The organism is Kaistella jeonii, assembly GCF_000812865.1.
Classification (GTDB): domain Bacteria; phylum Bacteroidota; class Bacteroidia; order Flavobacteriales; family Weeksellaceae; genus Kaistella; species Kaistella jeonii.
The window spans coordinates 37,664-54,674 of sequence record NZ_JSYL01000008.1; the positions used below are offsets into that span (position 1 = coordinate 37,664).

Consider the following 17,011-nt stretch of genomic DNA (forward strand, 5'->3'; position numbering starts at 1 on the left):
AACTTATATCCTGTTCTTCTGATAAATTTATCTAAATTTATATCATTGATATGAAAATAGATATTTACTTTATTTTGACCATCGCTGTCACTGTTATCCTGATTTTGGGTTTACTCATTTATTTCTTTCAACATAAATTCTTCTTCCAACCGGAGAAATTGGCGCCAGATTTCAAGTTTGCTTACGATAATTTAAAAGCCGAGGAAAAGACTGTAGAAACTGAACCTGGTGCAAAAATTAATTATCTCCATTTTCTCGTAGATCATCCCAAAGGAGTCGTCATTTATTTGAAAGGAAATACCAAAAGCATCAAAGGCTGGGGAAAATTTGCGATCGACTTTACAAGATTGGGTTACGAAGTGATCATGATGGATTATCGTGGCTTTGGGAAAAGTACCGGGAAAAGAACGGTTGAAGCGATGAAACGCGATTCCCAGTTTATTTATGACATTGCTAAAAAAGAATATTCCGAGGATAAAATTATAGTGTATGGTCGATCGCTCGGTTCGGGATTTGCGGCAAGACTGGCTGCAAAAAATAATCCGCGAATGTTGATTCTCACTTCTCCGCTCTACTCACTTTTGCGGACTATTCACCGTTATCTTCCTTTTATGCCTGCAAAACCTTTTCTTCGTTATAATATTCCGACTTTTCATTATCTAAAAAATGTTCTTTGCCCTATTAAAATTATTCACGGAAGCGACGATAATTTAGTTCCTATAAAAACCGCGATAGACCTGTCGGAAATTAATCCCAAACTGACGAGACTTTATGTAATTTTAGGAGCAGGCCATATTAATATTCATCAGTTTGAAGAATACCATCGCGTGATGGAAGAAATTTTTGAGGAGCGAAAAGTTTTTATCGATATGGATAAAACAAGTATGAATGAAAGCCACAGGAAAAATTAGTTTTCATAAATTTGCATCATGTCGGAAATCCTAAAATACTTTCAGGAAAAAGTAGTTTTTTTACCAGTCATTTTACCGAATCAACACCAATTCGACTTTGAAAAAGATTTCGAGGAATATTTCTGGGAAACACCGTTTGAGGGAACGATCAATGTTCTTCATTTCAAAATTAAAAATCCAAAAGGTGTTCTTCTCTATTTTCACGGAAACTCGGCTAACCTTCATCGATGGGGGAAAATTGCCGGTGAATTTACAGAATTTGGGTATGATGTGTTGGTAATGGATTATCGCGGTTATGGGAAAAGTTCGGGTCCCAGAAATGAAGATCTACTCTATTCTGACGCTCAGTTTTTCTATAACTTTGCAAAGAAGATTTATGGAGAGGAAAAGATGGTCGTTTACGGACGAAGTCTGGGTGGTGTTTTTGCCTTAAAAGTTGCTGCTGATAATCAGCCAAAAGCTTTGATTTTAGAAGCTACATTTTTTAATTTGCAGGATATTGTAAACCGTTGGTTACCAAAAAAAGTGACCGATCGCGTTTCTCCGACGATGACTTATCATTTTATGTCCAACGAAATTATACCTCGAGTGAAAGTTCCGCTGTATCATTTCCATGGAACAAAAGATAAGGTAATTCCACTAAAATCCGGCAAAAAATTATTTGAGGTTTTTGAGAAATCGCAACCAAAAATAGAAAAAAAATTCATCGAAATTTCTGGTGCTAATCATGATGACTTAGCTTCATTTGAAGAATTCATTAATGAAATAAAAAATATTCTCTACTGAAAAATACCTTCACAAATTTAAATAACATCTAAAAAAATGATAAAAAATTGATTGATTTCTGCGCCATTGATTTTGAAACTGCGACTCACGAAAGAAATTCTGCATGCGAGATGGGAATTTGCGTCGTTGAAAATGGGGTGATTGTTAAAACACAAACCTGGCTTATTAAACCTCCAAGTTTCCCTTATTTTCACCCAAGAAATATTGATGTTCATGGGATCACTCCCAAAGAAGTTCAGAACGCACCCACTTTTGAAGAGATCTGGCATGAAGCAGAAAACCTGATGTACGGAAATTTGATGATCGCTCACAACGCTGGTTTCGATGCGGGAGTTTTGCGAAGCTGTCTGGATTATTATGGTTTTTTTAAACCGAAAATTAATTATTTATGCAGTATCTCTTTAGCGAAAAAATCCTGGAAAGATCTACCAAAATATGGACTTAAATCTTTGGCTGAACAGCATAATATTCAGTTTAACCACCACAGAGCCGGAGCTGATGCAGAAGTTTGTGCGAAAATATCGCTCCTCGCCTTTGAGAGATTAATGCTGACGAGAAATGAAGAGGTAAGTGAGGTAATGAAAAAAAATCTAAAAATTCTATGATCGGAAATTAGGAAACTTAATTACTCAAAACCTGGGCAACTAAATTAAATTTCGGAATTTCTATTTCTAAATTATCATTGGTCAGAAGATGGCTGCAAAAGTAGGTTCCAGACATGTTTCCAACTCCGGATCTGAGATTGACATTCGAAAAATATTTAAAAGATTCACCCGGATGAATTTCGGGAGTTAAACCGATCACTCCATCTCCCATCACTTCAGTAAAACCGAAACCAACATCATAGATCAACCATTTTCTTCGCAGTAGTTTGATGGGAAAGTCGCTTAGGTTTTCGATTGTAATGTGATAACGAAAAATAAAACGGTTTTCTGAGGGAAAACTGTTTTTAATGTCGTATTCTGGAACAACGGAAACCTTAATATCGAATGTAGTTGCAGAAAACATATTAGTTATTTTTTTTATTGAATACAAAAATCCCGCCTTTAATTAGCGGGATTATGAATATTTTAGAAATATTTTAAATAACTTTTACAATTCAAGCGCTTTTCTTTCGTCACCATCCATTAAGAATTGTACGGGGTTATCGATCGCTTCTTTCACGGCTACTAAAAATCCTACAGATTCTTTACCATCAATGATTCGGTGATCATAAGATACCGCCAAATACATCATTGGGCGAATTACAACTTGTCCGTCAATCGCCATCGGTCTCTGAAGAATATTGTGCATTCCCAAAATTGCAGATTGCGGCGGATTAATAATTGGCGTAGACATCATCGATCCGAAAGTACCACCATTCGTTAATGTAAAAGTACCCCCTGTCATTTCATCAATGGTAATTTTACCATCTCTTACTTTTTCAGCAAGGGATTTGATGTTTGCTTCAACAGCTCTGAAAGTCATATTCTCAGCATTTCTGAGAACCGGTACCATCAAACCTTTTGGTCCAGAAACTGCAATCGAAATATCACAAAAATCGTAATTTATTTTGTAATCTCCGTCGATAGAAGCATTTACATCAGGATACATTTGTAATGCTCTTGTAACTGCTTTGGTGAAGAAAGACATAAATCCTAAACCGATGCCGTGTTTTTGAGAAAATTCTTCTTTATATTGTTTTCTAATTCTGAAAATTTCAGACATATCAACTTCGTTAAAAGTAGTCAACATTGCAGTTTCGTTTTTCACTGAAACCAATCTTGCTGCTATTTTTCTTCTTAAAACTGAAAGTTTTGTAGTGCTTGAACCTCTGGATCCGGTTGTAGAAGAAGCAGATCCCATCGCTGCAACAGAGGCAGTTTCAGCATCATTTTTCGTAATTCTACCATCTTTTCCAGAACCTGAAACTTGAGCAGTTTCAATTCCTTTTTCGTCCAAAATTTTCTTAGCTGCTGGAGAAGGAGTTCCCGATGCATAACTTGTAGCAGCTGGTTTTTCTTCTTTTTTAGCTTCCTGAACGATCGCTGGTTTTTCAACAACCTTTATTTCTGCTTGTGGAGCTTCAGCATTTTCCGTTTTTGGAGCAGCTGAACTTTCTGGTTTTGCAGCCGTAGTATCGATCAAACAAACAACTTGTCCCACCTGTACCACTTCACCTTCTTCCGCTTTTAAAGTGATGACACCGCTTTGTTCTGCAGGAAGTTCCAGCGTTGCTTTGTCGGAATCAACTTCAGCGATCGGTTGATCTTTTTCTACAAAATCGCCGTCTTTTACCAACCAAGATGCGATTTCAACTTCTGTGATGGATTCTCCCGGCGACGGGACTTTCATTTCTAATATTGACATCGTTAATATTTTTGTTTATTATTTTAAATCTTTTAAAAATTGCTCTGGAATAAATCCTATTAATACTGGAATTTGCTTTTTTTCCAAAACGGTAAATTTCCAGTTTTTTAAATCAGTGGAATTTGCGACCGCTGTTTTGTCCGTATCTATTAAGAAATAACCCGTTTTATCGTTATATTTAACATGTTCATTACCGAAAGATTTTTGCAAAGCAGACAACAAATCATCTTTATTCAGATCAGCTTCATTAAATTTCATTTCAAGTTTTTGCTTAAAATCGATTTTTACAAATTTCTTTTCTTTCTGATCAATAATTTTATCACTTACCACGATATTTTCAGGAGTTACGAAATGAAAATCAATTTCCGGTGAATTGAACATGGCGTTCATCTTTTCAACCAACTGCTCTTTCGAAAAGAGTTTCAAGAAATCTTCATTACCATAAAGCTGAAGTGCTTTTTCAAAATTCTTTTCAATAATTAAGTTATTGTAATTCCGAAACTGATTTTCAATTTCGGCTTTCATGTTCTGCGCAAAAAACGGAACACAAAGAATTAAACTTAAAAATAAAAAGATTTTTTTCATCTAAAATTAAGCAGTTACAGGTCTTTTTACAGGTGCATCGTCTCGGTCAAAAACTCTGTTGATCACATTGTTCTGATTCTTCTCAAACATTTTGTGACTTCCAGGAGCTGGCGTTCCACTTGCAACTGCTGCAATAACCTGAATTCCCGTATCTCTAAAATTTCTTAAGATAAAAGTCCAGGCTCCCATATTTTCTGGCTCTTCCTGAACCCAAAGAAGTTCTTTCCTATTTTTATATTTTGCGAAAATTTCTTCAATTTTATCATTCTGAAGTGGATAAAGTTGCTCGAATCTTACCAAAGCAATTGTATCGCAATTCAACTCTTCTTTTTTAGCTAAAAGTTCGTAGTAAATTTTACCTGAACAGAAAACCAGTTTTTCAATTTTATCTGCATTCGCAGCAGCATCATCGATGATCGGTTGGAACTGTCCGTTTGCAAAATCTTCCAGCGGAGAAACAACTTTAGGATGACGAAGCAAAGATTTCGGAGTCATTACTATTAATGGCTTTCTGAAATTCCATTTTAACTGTCTTCTCAGCAAGTGGAAATAATTTGCAGGAGTTGTTGCATTGGCAACCGTCATATTTTCGTTTGCAGCAAGCGTTAAAAATCTTTCTAATCTTGCGGAAGAATGTTCTGCACCTTGACCTTCAAAACCATGCGGAAGAAGCATTACCAATCCATTCTGAATTTTCCATTTCTCTTCTGCGGCTACCAAATACTGGTCGATAATAATTTGCGCTCCATTGACAAAATCTCCAAATTGCGCTTCCCAAACCGTTAAAGTTTGTGGAGAAGCCATGGCATAACCATAATCAAAACCAAGCACTCCATATTCGGAAAGGTGTGAATTGTAAATATCAAAACGGCTCTCGGAAATATGTCTCAACGGAATATATTCTTCTTCTGTATCTTCTGTTTTAACAACTGCATGACGGTGAGAGAAAGTTCCTCTCTCTACATCTTCACCAGAAATTCTGATATCATTTCCTTCTACCAGCAAAGTGGCGTAAGCCAACCATTCGCCAAGTGCCCAATCCAAAGAATTGGCTTCGATCATTTTCAAACGGTTATCAAAAAGTCTTGTGATCTTGGAAATGAATTTTTTGTCTGCAGGCAACGTCGTCATTTTAATGGCGAGTTTTTTTAATTCATCTAAATTAAAACCTGTGTTGACAGGAATCTGCATCGCGTCTTTCGGACTCAACGGAAAATCAATCCAGTCATCAGACATGAAAATATTCATTGTATTTTTTTCAATTTCCTTTGAAGCATCATAATCCTCATCTAAAAGTTTTTTGAATTTAGATTCCATTTCTTTTAGAACCTCATCAGAAACTACACCTTCTTTGATTAATTCTGCTTTATAAATCTCTCTTGGATTTGGGTGTTTTGAAATCGATTTGTATAAATTTGGTTGGGTAAACCGAGGTTCATCACCTTCATTATGACCGTATTTTCTATAACCCAATAAGTCGATATAAACATCTTTACCAAACTCCGAACGGAAATCTGCAGCAAATCTTATCGCGTGAACAACTGCTTCTACATCATCTGCATTTACATGCATCACAGGAGATTCGGTCACTTTTGCGATATCTGTACAATAAACAGATGAACGTGCATCAATATAATTGGTGGTAAATGAAACCTGATTATTCACAACAATATGAATCGTTCCACCCGTTTTATAACCTTCCAACGTCATCATTTGTGCGATCTCATAGACAATTCCCTGTCCGGCAAGAGCACCATCACCATGAATAACGATTGGTAAAACTTTTTTGTAATCTTTGTATTTATGATCAACTTTAGCGCGACAGATTCCTTCTACCAAAGCTGCTACAGTTTCTAAGTGTGATGGATTTGGAGTTAAATTAATGATAACTTCTTCACCAGATTCTGCTTTAATAATTTTGGATGATCCTAAATGGTATTTCACGTCACCGGAAAATACATCTTCTTCAAATTCTTTACCTTCAAACTCAGAAAATATCTGCTTGTAGGATTTTCCGAAAATATTAGTCAAAACACTTAATCTCCCGCGGTGAGCCATTCCTAACACAACCTCATCAACTCCCAATTGAGAAGAACGGGTGATCAACTGGTCTAAAGCTGGAATAAGAGATTCGCCACCTTCTAAAGAAAATCTTTTTTGACCAACAAATTTGGTATGAAGATAATTCTCAAAAGCAACTGCCTGATTCAATTTTTCTAAAATCTCCGTTTTTTCCGGAACTGATAGTTTAGGATGATTTTCATTAACGGTGATCCATTCTCTGATGAATTTTTTTTCTGCAACATTGTTAATGTGCATATATTCGGTCCCGATCGATTCGCAATAAATCTTTTCAAGATGGATGATCAATTCTTGCAGCGTAGCAGCAGCACCCATTCCTGTTTCGGTTGCAGAATTAAATTTAGTATTTAGATCGCTTGATGAAAGTCCAAAATTTTCGATATCCAAAGTTGGTTCGTAGTGACGTCTTTCTCTTACAGGATTGGTATTAGTAAACAAATGACCTCGTTGTCTGTAAGCTTCAATCAAATTAAGAACTTTGAATTCTTTTTGAATGTCATCAGGAATTTGTGCTTTAGAAATAATTTGATTCGAAACTGGTGCCGAATTTTGCATTGATGGTGCTGAAATATTTTCCGAATCATCCTCGCTATAATTTTCGAGCGCAAAATCAAATCCCTGAAAAAATGCTTTCCAGGAAGGCTCTACAGAATCGGGATATTTTAAATATTGCTGATATAAGTCTTCTATTAACTGCGAATGTGCAGCATTCAGGAATGAAAATTTGTCCATTTTTTACAGATTAACTCTTTATTTTATTCAAAAGACAAATTTAGCAAAAAAAAGTGAGGTAATAAAGCTGAAAGACCTTTAAAAAACTTAAAAAAATTATCTAAAAACGGGCAATGACAATTTAATTACCGTATTCCCCTCGTCTCGAGGTTCCTCCAAAAAGGTCTGCTGTAATTCTCCACTGCGAAGGGTATCTTTTTTTGCTTTGAGAAGTAATTCCTGGATTGATTTTATTCTTCCGGCATAATTTCCGCGGTAATAAATGACGTAATTTTTTGAAGCATTAAGCGTTCTGAAACTAAAATTATTATCTGAAACTCCAATTCTTTTTGAAAGTGGAATGCCGTAGAAATAAGAAACTTCTTTGTCTTTGAAATTATCTGCATCTGTGATTAGTATTGGCTCTCCGTATTCATCGCTTTTCTTCGCCAAATCCATTTTCACATAATTCAGCACTTTGTTGTGATTGATAGTAATATTTTTGAACAGGGCATTTTTATCATTTTTGGAATTCACATTAAGTCCTAAGAGTAACTGACCTTCTTGATTCTCCACCATCAAGCTATCGAATTTTATACTTTCACGTTTTTTATCTTTATCCACTTTATTACCCAACATACTATACAAATTTTTCATGCTTGTATCAATCTGATCTGCAATATAATCCTCGGTCAGTAAATTCAGAGAACGCTTTAAAAATGGTTGTTTCGGAGTTTGGATGTACCAAACAATTTTTGTTTTTTCATGATTGGCTATGAATTTCACATCAATCAGATAAGGATTGCTTTGCTTGCCTTCGAATAAGCGGTATCGCAATGTTTTATTCGGATTTGCATAACGTATAAACAAATCACCGAAAATATTTTCATTTTTTTTATCGTGAAAAGTCATGGAACTTCCCTGCCCTTCGTATGGCATGAAATATTCAAAAGTCAGTTGATCATTTTGACTAAAGAAAGAATTCCAACTGCTGAAATTCTGTAGATTATTAAATTGCGGAAAGACTTTTTCCACAGGATAATTAATTTCTTTTTCGATGGTGAAATTTTTATTTTCTTCCACAAAATACATAGAAACAGCATAAACTGCAAAGAAAAAAATGATAAGAAGAGTTCCGTATTTTAACCAACGCATGGCGCAAAAATACAAAAACTAGCACAAAAAAACACGGCGATAAAAATATTGCCGTGTTTCGTGATCGAATTATTTTATTTAAGGAATTATGGTTCCTGCACCAATCACTGCATTTTTTTTCACTACCACAATTCCGTCTTTGATTGAATGGTTCTCGTAATCGCCGTCGGGAAGATGTTTCCCACCGATAATGCGAACATTATCACCAATACTACAATTTTTATCGAGAATTGCATTTTCTATATAGCAATATTTTCCTACACCGAGATTTGGGATTCCATTTTGATCATTGGAAACGATATCTTCGGTATTTTGATAAGAATCTGCTCCCATCATGTAAGTACACATCAAAGTGCTTCCTTTGTCGACTCTACTACGGTTTCCCACAATAGAATTTTCAATTTTATCTGCCATTACAATACAGCCATCGCCAAAAATAGCTTTGCTTACATATGATCCTAAAATTTTTGAAGGAGGAAGCATTCTTGCTCTGGTATAAATTGGTGCATTACTGAAAAGATTAAATTTGGGGAAATCTCTCGTTAGATCAATATTAGCATCAAAAAAAGATTCAATGGTTCCGATATCTGTCCAATAACCATCATATTGGAAACTTAATGTTTTATAGGTTCCTATGCCGTTCGGAATTAATTCGCCTCCAAAATCGTCGCCAGGATCTTCTGAAAACATTTTCTTCAATACTGCTTTGCTGAAAACATAAATTCCCATGGAAGCCAGATATTCTTTGCCTTCATTTCTGCTTTTCTCGGACACTTCTGATTTCCAGTCATTCAGTAAATCATGACTTGGTTTTTCAATAAATGAGGTAATATTTCCGTCATCATCTGATTTTAAAATACCAAAACCAGGCGCATCTTTTGCATTTACAGGAATTGTGGCAATGGTAATATCTGCTTCATTTTTGCAATGGTAATCAATCAGTTCCCGAAAATCCATCTGATAAAGCTGATCACCGGATAAAATTAAAATATATTCATAGTCATATTTATCAACATGCTTCATAGATTGGCGCACTGCATCTGCTGTTCCTTGATACCACTTATCGTTCTCTACGTTCTGTTCTGCGGCTAAAATATCCACGAATCCTCTGCTGAATATATCAAAGTGGTAAGAATTCTTGATGTGAGAATTTAAAGAGGCTGAATTAAACTGGGTTAAAACTAAAATTTTATTGTAGCCCGAATTTAAACAGTTAGAAATTGGAATATCAACTAATCTGTATTTTCCTGCAATAGGAACAGCAGGTTTTGACCGGGAATAGGTTAACGGAAACAGCCGACTTCCTCTTCCACCACCGAGTACGATTGAGATGACATTGGGTTTCATACTTAATATATTTTGTTGTTTGGGAGATGTTTGATTTATAACAATATTAGTGTTTTTTACGCACTAAACAAAATTTTATTAAGGGAGAATTATTGATTTAATAGGATTTAAATAATGATTGTGAAAGGGAATTGAGAATTAAAAATTATTTGAATTTTGCAATTTTAATTGAAAATAAGGGAAAAAAAAGTCTCCCAAATAAATTTGAGAGACTTGCGATCCGGACGGGATTCGAACCCGCGACCTCCGCCGTGACAGGGCGGCATTCTAACCAGCTGAACTACCGGATCAATTTTTTGAAAAGTAATTGATAAACTTTTTGCGATCCGGACGGGATTCGAACCCGCGACCTCCGCCGTGACAGGGCGGCATTCTAACCAGCTGAACTACCGGATCATTAGAATAAGAAGTTATGCTTCTTTTTGGTGAGTGCAAAAATACAACTTTATCCCTATCTACAAAACATTTTCACAAAAAAAATGCTTCCTTTTATAGAAAGCATTCATTATCACTTGATTATTTTTTATAAATGTGCAGATAATTTTTCAGCAATCACTTCTTTCGATGCAACTCCTACGATTTTATCAACTACTTGTCCGCCTTTGAAGATCAAAATTGTCGGTATATTTCGGATTCCATAGTCTACAGAAACTTGTTGATTATTATCAACATCTACTTTTCCTACGACTGCTTTACCATCAAAATCGGTAGCAATTTCTTCCACAATTGGTCCCAACATTCTACAAGGTCCACACCAAACTGCCCAAAAATCTACCAATACAGGTTTATCTGAATTCAAAACCATTTCTTGAAATGATTGATCTGTAATTTCTAATGCCATTTTATAATATTTTTAAATTAATTTTAAAGTACAAATTTACAATTTTCCCGCTAAGTCAAAAAGTAAATTATCTATGCTGAACATTTGTTTTTTCTATATTAAAGGAAGCTGCGATCTCCTTTAAAGCATCAATTAATGAATCAATTTCCTCTTTAGTCGTCAAATGACTAAAGGAAACACGCAAAGGAGTACAATCTTCCATTTCCTCTTCATCTAAAATCATCATCATCACCATCGAAGGTTTTGAAGCACCCGATGAACAAGCACTTCCCTGAGAAATTGCGATTCCTTTCATATCAAGCTTAAGACCGATCATTGGATCTTTGAAAGGCAATAAAACGCTCAAAACCGTATATAAACTTGTATTCTCTTCGGCACTTCTACCGTTGAATTTCACGCCATCAATTTCAGCTAAAAGACGATCTCTCGTGTAATTTTTAATCTCCTTCATGTGAGAAGCATATTGCTCCATATGATCCAGAGAAAGTTCTAATGCTTTACCTAAACCTACGATACCGCAAACATTTTCAGTTCCGGCTCTTAAGGATCTTTCCTGCGGTCCACCGGTAATAATTCCCTTTAAGCCAGAAGCTTTTCTAACGAACGCAAAACCACTTCCTTTTGGTCCATGAAATTTATGTGCACTGCAAGAGGCGAAGTCTACAGGAATTTGAGAGAAATCCATTTCCATGTGCGCCATCGACTGTACCGTGTCTGAATGAAAAAGCACATCATTTAATTTGCACATTTCTGCAACTTTCTTAATATCTAAAAGGTTCCCGATCTCGTTATTTGCGTGGATTAAAGTGACTAAAGTTTTCTTGTCGGAACTCTTTATCAATTCTTCTAATTTTACTAAATCAAAATCCCCTTTTTTATCAGGACGAAGATATACTACTTCTACTCCTCGGCGTTTCTTCATATCCAAAACCGTTTCTGCAACGCATTTGTGTTCCATCGGAGATGTGATAATTCTTTCAACTCCCAAATGATCTACGCAAGATTTGATAATCATGTTGTTCGATTCGGTTCCGCAAGAAGTGAAAATAATTTCAGCCGGACTTACGTGAAGATAATCTGCAACCTGTCTTCTTACGTTTTCAATCAAAACTTTAGCATCCTGCCCTAAACTATGCGTTGACGAGGGATTACCGTAATTTGTTTTCATAACCTCAACCATCGCATCGATTACTTCTTCAGAAAGTGGCGTTGTAGCCGCATTATCCAAGTAAATTCTTTCCATTTTTCCTTTCTTTTTTTTAGATTTTTCTGGCGATAAAATTAGTGAAAAAATTCAAACTGACCTTCATTTGCCCAAGCTAACATTTCTTTATCGCCGGAAGTGTCGCCGAAAGCAATTGTTTTATCGTATTTTTTATCACCAATTTCCTCTTTAATTCGATTTACTTTTTCAGCGCCATTGCAGTTTCTACCGATAAAATTTCCGGTGAAAATATCATCTTCAAATTCAGCTCTAGTCGATAAAAGTTTTATATTAAGTTTCTCAGCAAACGGTTTTACCCAAATATCCAAAGAAGCAGAAACAATATAACTGTCAGTATTTTTCCGGTCTATATTTTTAATAAATTCTAAGGCATTTTCTCTGAAAAGTTCAGGATCATATTTTTCAAAAAACGCCTGCGATTTCCTCTCAATCTTAGCTTTTCGTTCTCCTTTTAAGATGGATGAAATAAAACTCTTCTTCACTTTTTCAGCATCTGCAAGTTTTAATTTTAAGAGGACAAAAAGCGGAATATGTTTAATGAACTGAATATTAAATTTAGAAGGATTATAGAATTTAAGATACATAAACATAGTGTCTTTGTAGGTCAGAGTTCCGTCGAAATCAAATAAATACAGCTTCTTCATACTTTCTAAATGATCATTAATAATCCACTTGAGGAGTAATTAAAGTTTTAATTTTTTAAAAATAAATTCTGGAATATTTCTGATAATTAACATGATAACACTCCAAATCGGTAAAACATAAGCTACGTTTTTTCCAGATTTATATGCTTTGTAAATTCCTTCTGCGGCTTGTTTTGGTGTCGCAGTTAATTTTGGATTCAAGGGCAATCCTTCGGTCATTTTGGTATCCATAAAACCTGGTTTCACGGTGAGAACATGTACTTTTTTATCGTACAAATAATTTCTTAGACCACTTAAATAAGCTGTCAAACCAGCTTTTGCGCTTCCATATATAAAGTTACTCTGTCTTCCGCGTTCACCTGCAACTGATGAAAGTACGATCATTGTTCCAGCGCGTTGTCTTTCCATCTTTGAGGCAAAAAAATTGAGAACAGGAACTAATTTCGCATAATTGATGTCGATAATCAATTCTGTGTTCTTCTGATCATAAAGCCCTTCTTCTGTTCCTTCTCCTAAATAACCAGTTGCACAGAAAAGTAAATCAGAGTTGATATGATCAAATTTGGTATAATCAATTTCCTTTCTCAAATCCATTTCTATCACTTCCGTTTGCTGCAAAAATTTCACATCGATATGTTTCGCGAATTTCTCCGTAGTTTCTGTATTAGATGTAAAAAGATAAATGGTTGAATATTTTTCATGAGCTTCTAGCGCTTTTTCAACAAAAGCCTGAGAAATTTCTGAATTGCTGCCGAGAATGATCATAGGTGATGGATGATGGATGATTAATTATTATTGATGATCCTTTTGTGCTGCATCGAAACAAACTTGGGATTCTGCACATTTTGAAGATAATTGGTCAAAGAAGATTTGCTCATGCTGTCTTTCGTCAGATAAATTCTGCCGCCGTAATCTTCGACAATTTTGTCTAATTTTTCGACTAAATTTTTCAATTTTGAATTAACCTTAAAATCTAAAGCCAAAGTATAACCTTCCACAGGAAATGAATTATAAGCTTCCGGATTATTTTTTCCAAAAAGTTTCAAAACTGCCAGGAAAGATCCGTTTCCACTTTTAGCGATTGTTTCGAGAATTTTTCGCATTCCTTCCTTTCCTTTCTCTTTCGGAATCACCATTTGATATTGTATAAAACCACTTTTACCGTAAATTTTATTCCAGTCGTTTACGACATCTAAAGGGTAGAAAAAGGTTTCATAATCGATATAGCTTTTGACTTCTTTATTGCGCTGCTTATTAAAATAGAGAAGATTGAACAACTTTACCGTTAAATTATTAAGCACAAAATTTGGGAAATAAAAAGGAACCGTCGGATTGAATTTTTTCTTTAATCTTAAAGGATTTTCCTGCAAATTATTAGGAAGCTGATGTTTAAAAGCATGTTCACCTCTCATCAAAATACTTCTGCCAATTTTATTGCCAGTCTGCAAACAATCGATCCACGCGACATTGTAAGTCCAGTTTTCGCTTTCATCAAATAGTTTGAAAATCTCCTCTAAATTTTCTGCTTTAATGCTTTCCTGACGAATATAAGCAGTTTCGATATTTTTTAATTTAAATTTTGCAGACAGAATAATTCCTGTTAATCCCATTCCACCGATGGTTGACCAAAATTTCTCAGCGTTTTCGGTTTTAGAACAATTTAGAACCTCTCCATTTTCATTCAATAGAGAAAAAGACAAAACATACTCAGAAAAACAACCTTCAGCATGATGATTTTTTCCATGAACATCGGATGCAATCGCTCCACCAACAGAAATAAATTTGGTTCCGGGCGTTACGTAAAGAAAATAACCTTGAGGCACGATGACTTCTAAAATGTCCGAAAGCAAAACGCCTGATTCACATTCCAGAATTCCATTAAGACGATCAAAACTGATGAGTTTATTTAATCTTTTTGTTGAAAAGATATGTTCGGAAAGAGAAGCATCGCCATAACATCTACCGTTTCCGCGAGCAATAATTTCGTTATTATTTTTTACGTAATCTTTAATTTTCTGAAGCGTATCTTCTGATTTTATTTCTTTTTCTACGACGGGAAAATTTCCCCAATTCGCTACTTTCTGTATAAAATTCGGCTTCATTATTTGAAATAAATTTGAAGTAAAAAGGCAGCAACCCAAAGCACCAAAGTGATCTGAATATACCGGTCTCTATAAATTATTTTGGTAGGAGATTCAGTTTTATTGTAAACCAAAGTTTGCTGTAAATATCTCAGAATTGCGAAAACGACAAAAATTACGGTGTAAAAAACCCTTGGATGGAAACGGTGCTGAACTTCAGGAGAAAGTGTAAACATTAAATAACATACAATTGCTAAAGTACAACTTATTGAAAGTGCGATGTCTGCAAACTGAACATTGTAGCCATCTAAAGACTTTCTCGTTTTACCGGAAATTTGTGCATTGATTAACTCTCCTCTCCTTTTTCCGATGGCTAGAACGAGTGCAAGAACAAAGGTGAGCAAGATTGCCCATTGAGAAATAAAAATTCCCGTAGCATAACCACCTGCTAAAACCCTTAAGACAAAACCAAGAGAAATGATACTAACGTCGATGATCGCAACATGTTTAAGTTTGAACGTATAAGCCAAATTCATGACAAAATAAAATCCAATAATCGTGGCAAATTTCCAAAAATTATGATGAAAATATTGTGCACCACAAAATACGAGGACAATACACGAAATGATGAGAGCGACCAGAATTATAAGCGCCGTTTTTTTTGAAATTACACCGCTTGCAAGAGGACGTCTTCTTTTTTCAGGATGTTTCCGATCTGATTCTATATCAGAATAATCATTAATAATATAAATAGAACTTGCAGCCAGAGAAAAAATGATGAAAGCAAAAATGCTTTTGGCCAGTAAATCGAAATTGGTAATATTGCCGGAGAAAAACAAAGGAACAAACACGAAAAGGTTTTTTATCCATTGTTCTACGCGAAGCAGTTTTAAATATTTAATCATCCGTGTAAAAAATCAAATGCGAAATTAGTGATTTTAAAATAAAAAAATCCGCCGAAGCGGATTTTAAATAAATGTTTGATCAATCGATTATTGCGCTGTTTTCGCGTCTTTTATCATATTTTCGTTTGCTGTAATTGCAAATTCTACTCTTCTGTTCTGAGCTCTACCTGCATCGGTATCATTACTCGCAACTGGATCTGCTTCACCCATTCCCATTGTATTCATTCTCATTGAAGAAACTCCTTTGGATGAAAGGTAACTTTTTACAGCTGCAGCTCTTCTGTCAGAAAGGGAAAGATTGTAAGAATCTGCACCTTTGCTGTCAGTATAACCGTAGATATTAATGTTAGTATCTGGATTATTAGATAAAACAGTGGCCAACTTATCTAGATTTGTTTTACCTAGCGCAGTTAAGTTAGAGGAGTCAAAAGCAAAATTTACCATATTTTCTTTCAAGGTAATTTTTATTCCTTCACCTACTCTTTCCACTTCAGCTCCAGGTAAAGTTTCTTTGATTTCCTTAGCTTGCTTATCCATTTTGTTACCGATTACATTTCCGGCAACTCCACCTACGATTCCGCCAAGAACTGCACCTAATGCCGAGTTTCCGCCTTTTCCGATGTTATTTCCTAAAATTCCACCAAGAACTGCTCCTCCTGTTGCACCAATAACAGTACCTCTTTGTTGATTATTTGAATTTTTCACTGCTTCACAACTTGTCATTATCAATGAAGAAGAGATGAAAAGTGCTGCGATGTTTGTTTTGTTAAAAATTTTCATAATTTTATTTTTTAATATTATTATTATTTCATTCCTGTTCTAGCGAAATTGTAAACAATTCTTACGTTATCGCTGCCTGAAGGAACATTTTGTTCTAAAGAAAAAGAATCTGTTGTTTGACTTATAAGATTTAAAGAATATCCTACAGTAACTGCTTTCGCTTTTGATCCTTCCATTAATTTCTTGAATTTAAATTCAGTACCATTAACTACTTCAAATTTGATGGGTTGAATGACACTTGGGCAAGCTCCACCACCGCTTAAAGTATAAGAACCGCTGTAATTATTTGGGATCAATCTCCAGTGACTTCCTACGAAACATTTTGCGTCAGCACCTTCGTCAAAAGGTTTTACTTTGAAATTTTTGTCGTAATCAATGCTTGTTACTTCCCAATCTCCTTTTAGTTTAAGAAATTCTACGCGGTCAGTTTGTGCTGTTTTCGCTGTTTTCACGGTGGAACAAGAAACGCTCATTACAACGCCTAAAATTCCTACTAGTAATAAATTTTTCATAGTGATATAATTATTTAAGTACAAGTTACAAAAAACCGTGCCAATATAGTAATTAGATTAAAAAAAGTCCGTTAAAAACGGACTTTATCATTTATTT

The 17,011-nt window shown here is 35.1% G+C and carries 17 protein-coding genes and 2 tRNA genes; 3 read left to right on the forward strand and 16 right to left on the reverse strand.

What is annotated here, in order from left to right:
• Nucleotides 1-50: 50 nt before the first annotated feature.
• Genes OA86_RS11395 through OA86_RS11405 form a run of 3 tightly spaced genes read left to right on the forward strand, consistent with a single transcriptional unit; the run spans nucleotide 51 to nucleotide 2,302 of the window.
• The gene (locus tag OA86_RS11395) at nucleotides 51-911 is read left to right on the forward strand and encodes an alpha/beta hydrolase (RefSeq protein WP_039353228.1); all 861 of its coding nucleotides are present in this window, start codon (nucleotides 51-53) and stop codon (nucleotides 909-911) included.
• An 18-nt stretch (nucleotides 912-929) separates the two neighbouring features.
• Nucleotides 930-1,697, forward strand: a complete 768-nt coding sequence (locus tag OA86_RS11400) for an alpha/beta hydrolase (protein WP_052257502.1) — start codon at nucleotides 930-932, stop codon at nucleotides 1,695-1,697.
• Between the two features lie 47 nt (nucleotides 1,698-1,744).
• Nucleotides 1,745-2,302 carry a 3'-5' exonuclease gene (locus OA86_RS11405; protein WP_246008057.1) on the forward strand — a complete coding sequence of 186 codons (558 nt, stop codon included), beginning with the start codon at nucleotides 1,745-1,747 and terminating at the stop codon, nucleotides 2,300-2,302.
• A 16-nt stretch (nucleotides 2,303-2,318) separates the two neighbouring features.
• Here the strand turns inward: OA86_RS11405 and apaG are convergent, their stop codons facing one another.
• The 16 genes from apaG to OA86_RS11485 form a co-directional block, all read right to left on the reverse strand.
• Nucleotides 2,319-2,705: a Co2+/Mg2+ efflux facilitator ApaG/CorD gene (gene apaG, locus OA86_RS11410; protein ID WP_039353234.1), complete on the reverse strand. Its 387-nt coding sequence runs from the start codon at nucleotides 2,703-2,705 to the stop codon at nucleotides 2,319-2,321.
• 84 nt (nucleotides 2,706-2,789) lie between these two features.
• Entirely contained in the window at nucleotides 2,790-4,046 is a 1,257-nt protein-coding gene (gene odhB, locus OA86_RS11415) for a 2-oxoglutarate dehydrogenase complex dihydrolipoyllysine-residue succinyltransferase (RefSeq protein ID WP_039353236.1), read from the reverse strand.
• An 18-nt stretch (nucleotides 4,047-4,064) separates the two neighbouring features.
• The gene (locus OA86_RS11420; RefSeq protein ID WP_039353240.1) at nucleotides 4,065-4,631 is read right to left on the reverse strand and encodes a hypothetical protein; all 567 of its coding nucleotides are present in this window, start codon (nucleotides 4,629-4,631) and stop codon (nucleotides 4,065-4,067) included.
• A 6-nt stretch (nucleotides 4,632-4,637) separates the two neighbouring features.
• A complete protein-coding gene (locus OA86_RS11425) occupies nucleotides 4,638-7,445 on the reverse strand; it encodes a 2-oxoglutarate dehydrogenase E1 component (RefSeq protein ID WP_039353244.1) in 2,808 nt (935 codons plus the stop codon).
• A gap of 96 nt (nucleotides 7,446-7,541) precedes the next feature.
• Nucleotides 7,542-8,579 carry an SRPBCC family protein gene (locus tag OA86_RS11430; RefSeq protein WP_039353247.1) on the reverse strand — a complete coding sequence of 346 codons (1,038 nt, stop codon included), beginning with the start codon at nucleotides 8,577-8,579 and terminating at the stop codon, nucleotides 7,542-7,544.
• Between the two features lie 78 nt (nucleotides 8,580-8,657).
• Nucleotides 8,658-9,926: a glucose-1-phosphate adenylyltransferase gene (locus OA86_RS11435; RefSeq protein WP_039353250.1), complete on the reverse strand. Its 1,269-nt coding sequence runs from the start codon at nucleotides 9,924-9,926 to the stop codon at nucleotides 8,658-8,660.
• 216 nt (nucleotides 9,927-10,142) lie between these two features.
• A tRNA-Asp gene (locus tag OA86_RS11440) sits at nucleotides 10,143-10,216 on the reverse strand.
• A 32-nt stretch (nucleotides 10,217-10,248) separates the two neighbouring features.
• A tRNA-Asp gene (locus OA86_RS11445) sits at nucleotides 10,249-10,322 on the reverse strand.
• A 127-nt stretch (nucleotides 10,323-10,449) separates the two neighbouring features.
• The gene (trxA, locus tag OA86_RS11450; protein ID WP_039353252.1) at nucleotides 10,450-10,767 is read right to left on the reverse strand and encodes a thioredoxin; all 318 of its coding nucleotides are present in this window, start codon (nucleotides 10,765-10,767) and stop codon (nucleotides 10,450-10,452) included.
• 67 nt (nucleotides 10,768-10,834) lie between these two features.
• A complete protein-coding gene (locus OA86_RS11455; RefSeq protein WP_039353255.1) occupies nucleotides 10,835-12,010 on the reverse strand; it encodes a cysteine desulfurase family protein in 1,176 nt (391 codons plus the stop codon).
• 38 nt (nucleotides 12,011-12,048) lie between these two features.
• Complete coding sequence (locus OA86_RS11460) at nucleotides 12,049-12,636, reverse strand: HAD family hydrolase (RefSeq protein WP_039353258.1); 588 nt, start codon at nucleotides 12,634-12,636, stop codon at nucleotides 12,049-12,051.
• Between the two features lie 39 nt (nucleotides 12,637-12,675).
• Nucleotides 12,676-13,401: an SDR family NAD(P)-dependent oxidoreductase gene (locus OA86_RS11465; RefSeq protein WP_039353261.1), complete on the reverse strand. Its 726-nt coding sequence runs from the start codon at nucleotides 13,399-13,401 to the stop codon at nucleotides 12,676-12,678.
• A gap of 20 nt (nucleotides 13,402-13,421) precedes the next feature.
• Entirely contained in the window at nucleotides 13,422-14,738 is a 1,317-nt protein-coding gene (locus tag OA86_RS11470) for an FAD-binding oxidoreductase (protein WP_039353264.1), read from the reverse strand.
• Nucleotides 14,738-15,622, reverse strand: coding sequence for a decaprenyl-phosphate phosphoribosyltransferase (locus OA86_RS11475; protein ID WP_039353267.1), 885 nt, complete (start codon nucleotides 15,620-15,622; stop codon nucleotides 14,738-14,740). The genes OA86_RS11470 and OA86_RS11475 overlap by 1 nt, the downstream gene beginning before the upstream one ends.
• 87 nt (nucleotides 15,623-15,709) lie before the next feature.
• Entirely contained in the window at nucleotides 15,710-16,402 is a 693-nt protein-coding gene (locus OA86_RS11480; protein WP_039353270.1) for a YiaD family glycine zipper/OmpA-like lipoprotein, read from the reverse strand.
• A gap of 23 nt (nucleotides 16,403-16,425) precedes the next feature.
• Entirely contained in the window at nucleotides 16,426-16,914 is a 489-nt protein-coding gene (locus tag OA86_RS11485; RefSeq protein WP_039353271.1) for a lipocalin family protein, read from the reverse strand.
• Nucleotides 16,915-17,011 lie beyond the last annotated feature (97 nt).

Bases quoted from the DNA above. Each gene is read 5' to 3' on its own strand.
- OA86_RS11395 (WP_039353228.1), top strand. From the start codon at position 51: ATGAAAATAGATATTTACTTTATTTTGACCATCGCTGTCACTGTTATC.
- OA86_RS11400 (WP_052257502.1), top strand. From the start codon at position 930: ATGTCGGAAATCCTAAAATACTTTCAGGAAAAAGTAGTTTTTTTACCA.
- apaG (WP_039353234.1), bottom strand. From the start codon at position 2,705: ATGTTTTCTGCAACTACATTCGATATTAAGGTTTCCGTTGTTCCAGAA.
- odhB (WP_039353236.1), bottom strand. From the start codon at position 4,046: ATGTCAATATTAGAAATGAAAGTCCCGTCGCCGGGAGAATCCATCACA.
- OA86_RS11420 (WP_039353240.1), bottom strand. From the start codon at position 4,631: ATGAAAAAAATCTTTTTATTTTTAAGTTTAATTCTTTGTGTTCCGTTT.
- OA86_RS11425 (WP_039353244.1), bottom strand. From the start codon at position 7,445: ATGGACAAATTTTCATTCCTGAATGCTGCACATTCGCAGTTAATAGAA.
- OA86_RS11430 (WP_039353247.1), bottom strand. From the start codon at position 8,579: ATGCGTTGGTTAAAATACGGAACTCTTCTTATCATTTTTTTCTTTGCA.
- OA86_RS11435 (WP_039353250.1), bottom strand. From the start codon at position 9,926: ATGAAACCCAATGTCATCTCAATCGTACTCGGTGGTGGAAGAGGAAGT.
- trxA (WP_039353252.1), bottom strand. From the start codon at position 10,767: ATGGCATTAGAAATTACAGATCAATCATTTCAAGAAATGGTTTTGAAT.
- OA86_RS11455 (WP_039353255.1), bottom strand. From the start codon at position 12,010: ATGGAAAGAATTTACTTGGATAATGCGGCTACAACGCCACTTTCTGAA.
- OA86_RS11460 (WP_039353258.1), bottom strand. From the start codon at position 12,636: ATGAAGAAGCTGTATTTATTTGATTTCGACGGAACTCTGACCTACAAA.
- OA86_RS11465 (WP_039353261.1), bottom strand. From the start codon at position 13,401: ATGATCATTCTCGGCAGCAATTCAGAAATTTCTCAGGCTTTTGTTGAA.
- OA86_RS11470 (WP_039353264.1), bottom strand. From the start codon at position 14,738: ATGAAGCCGAATTTTATACAGAAAGTAGCGAATTGGGGAAATTTTCCC.
- OA86_RS11475 (WP_039353267.1), bottom strand. From the start codon at position 15,622: ATGATTAAATATTTAAAACTGCTTCGCGTAGAACAATGGATAAAAAAC.
- OA86_RS11480 (WP_039353270.1), bottom strand. From the start codon at position 16,402: ATGAAAATTTTTAACAAAACAAACATCGCAGCACTTTTCATCTCTTCT.
- OA86_RS11485 (WP_039353271.1), bottom strand. From the start codon at position 16,914: ATGAAAAATTTATTACTAGTAGGAATTTTAGGCGTTGTAATGAGCGTT.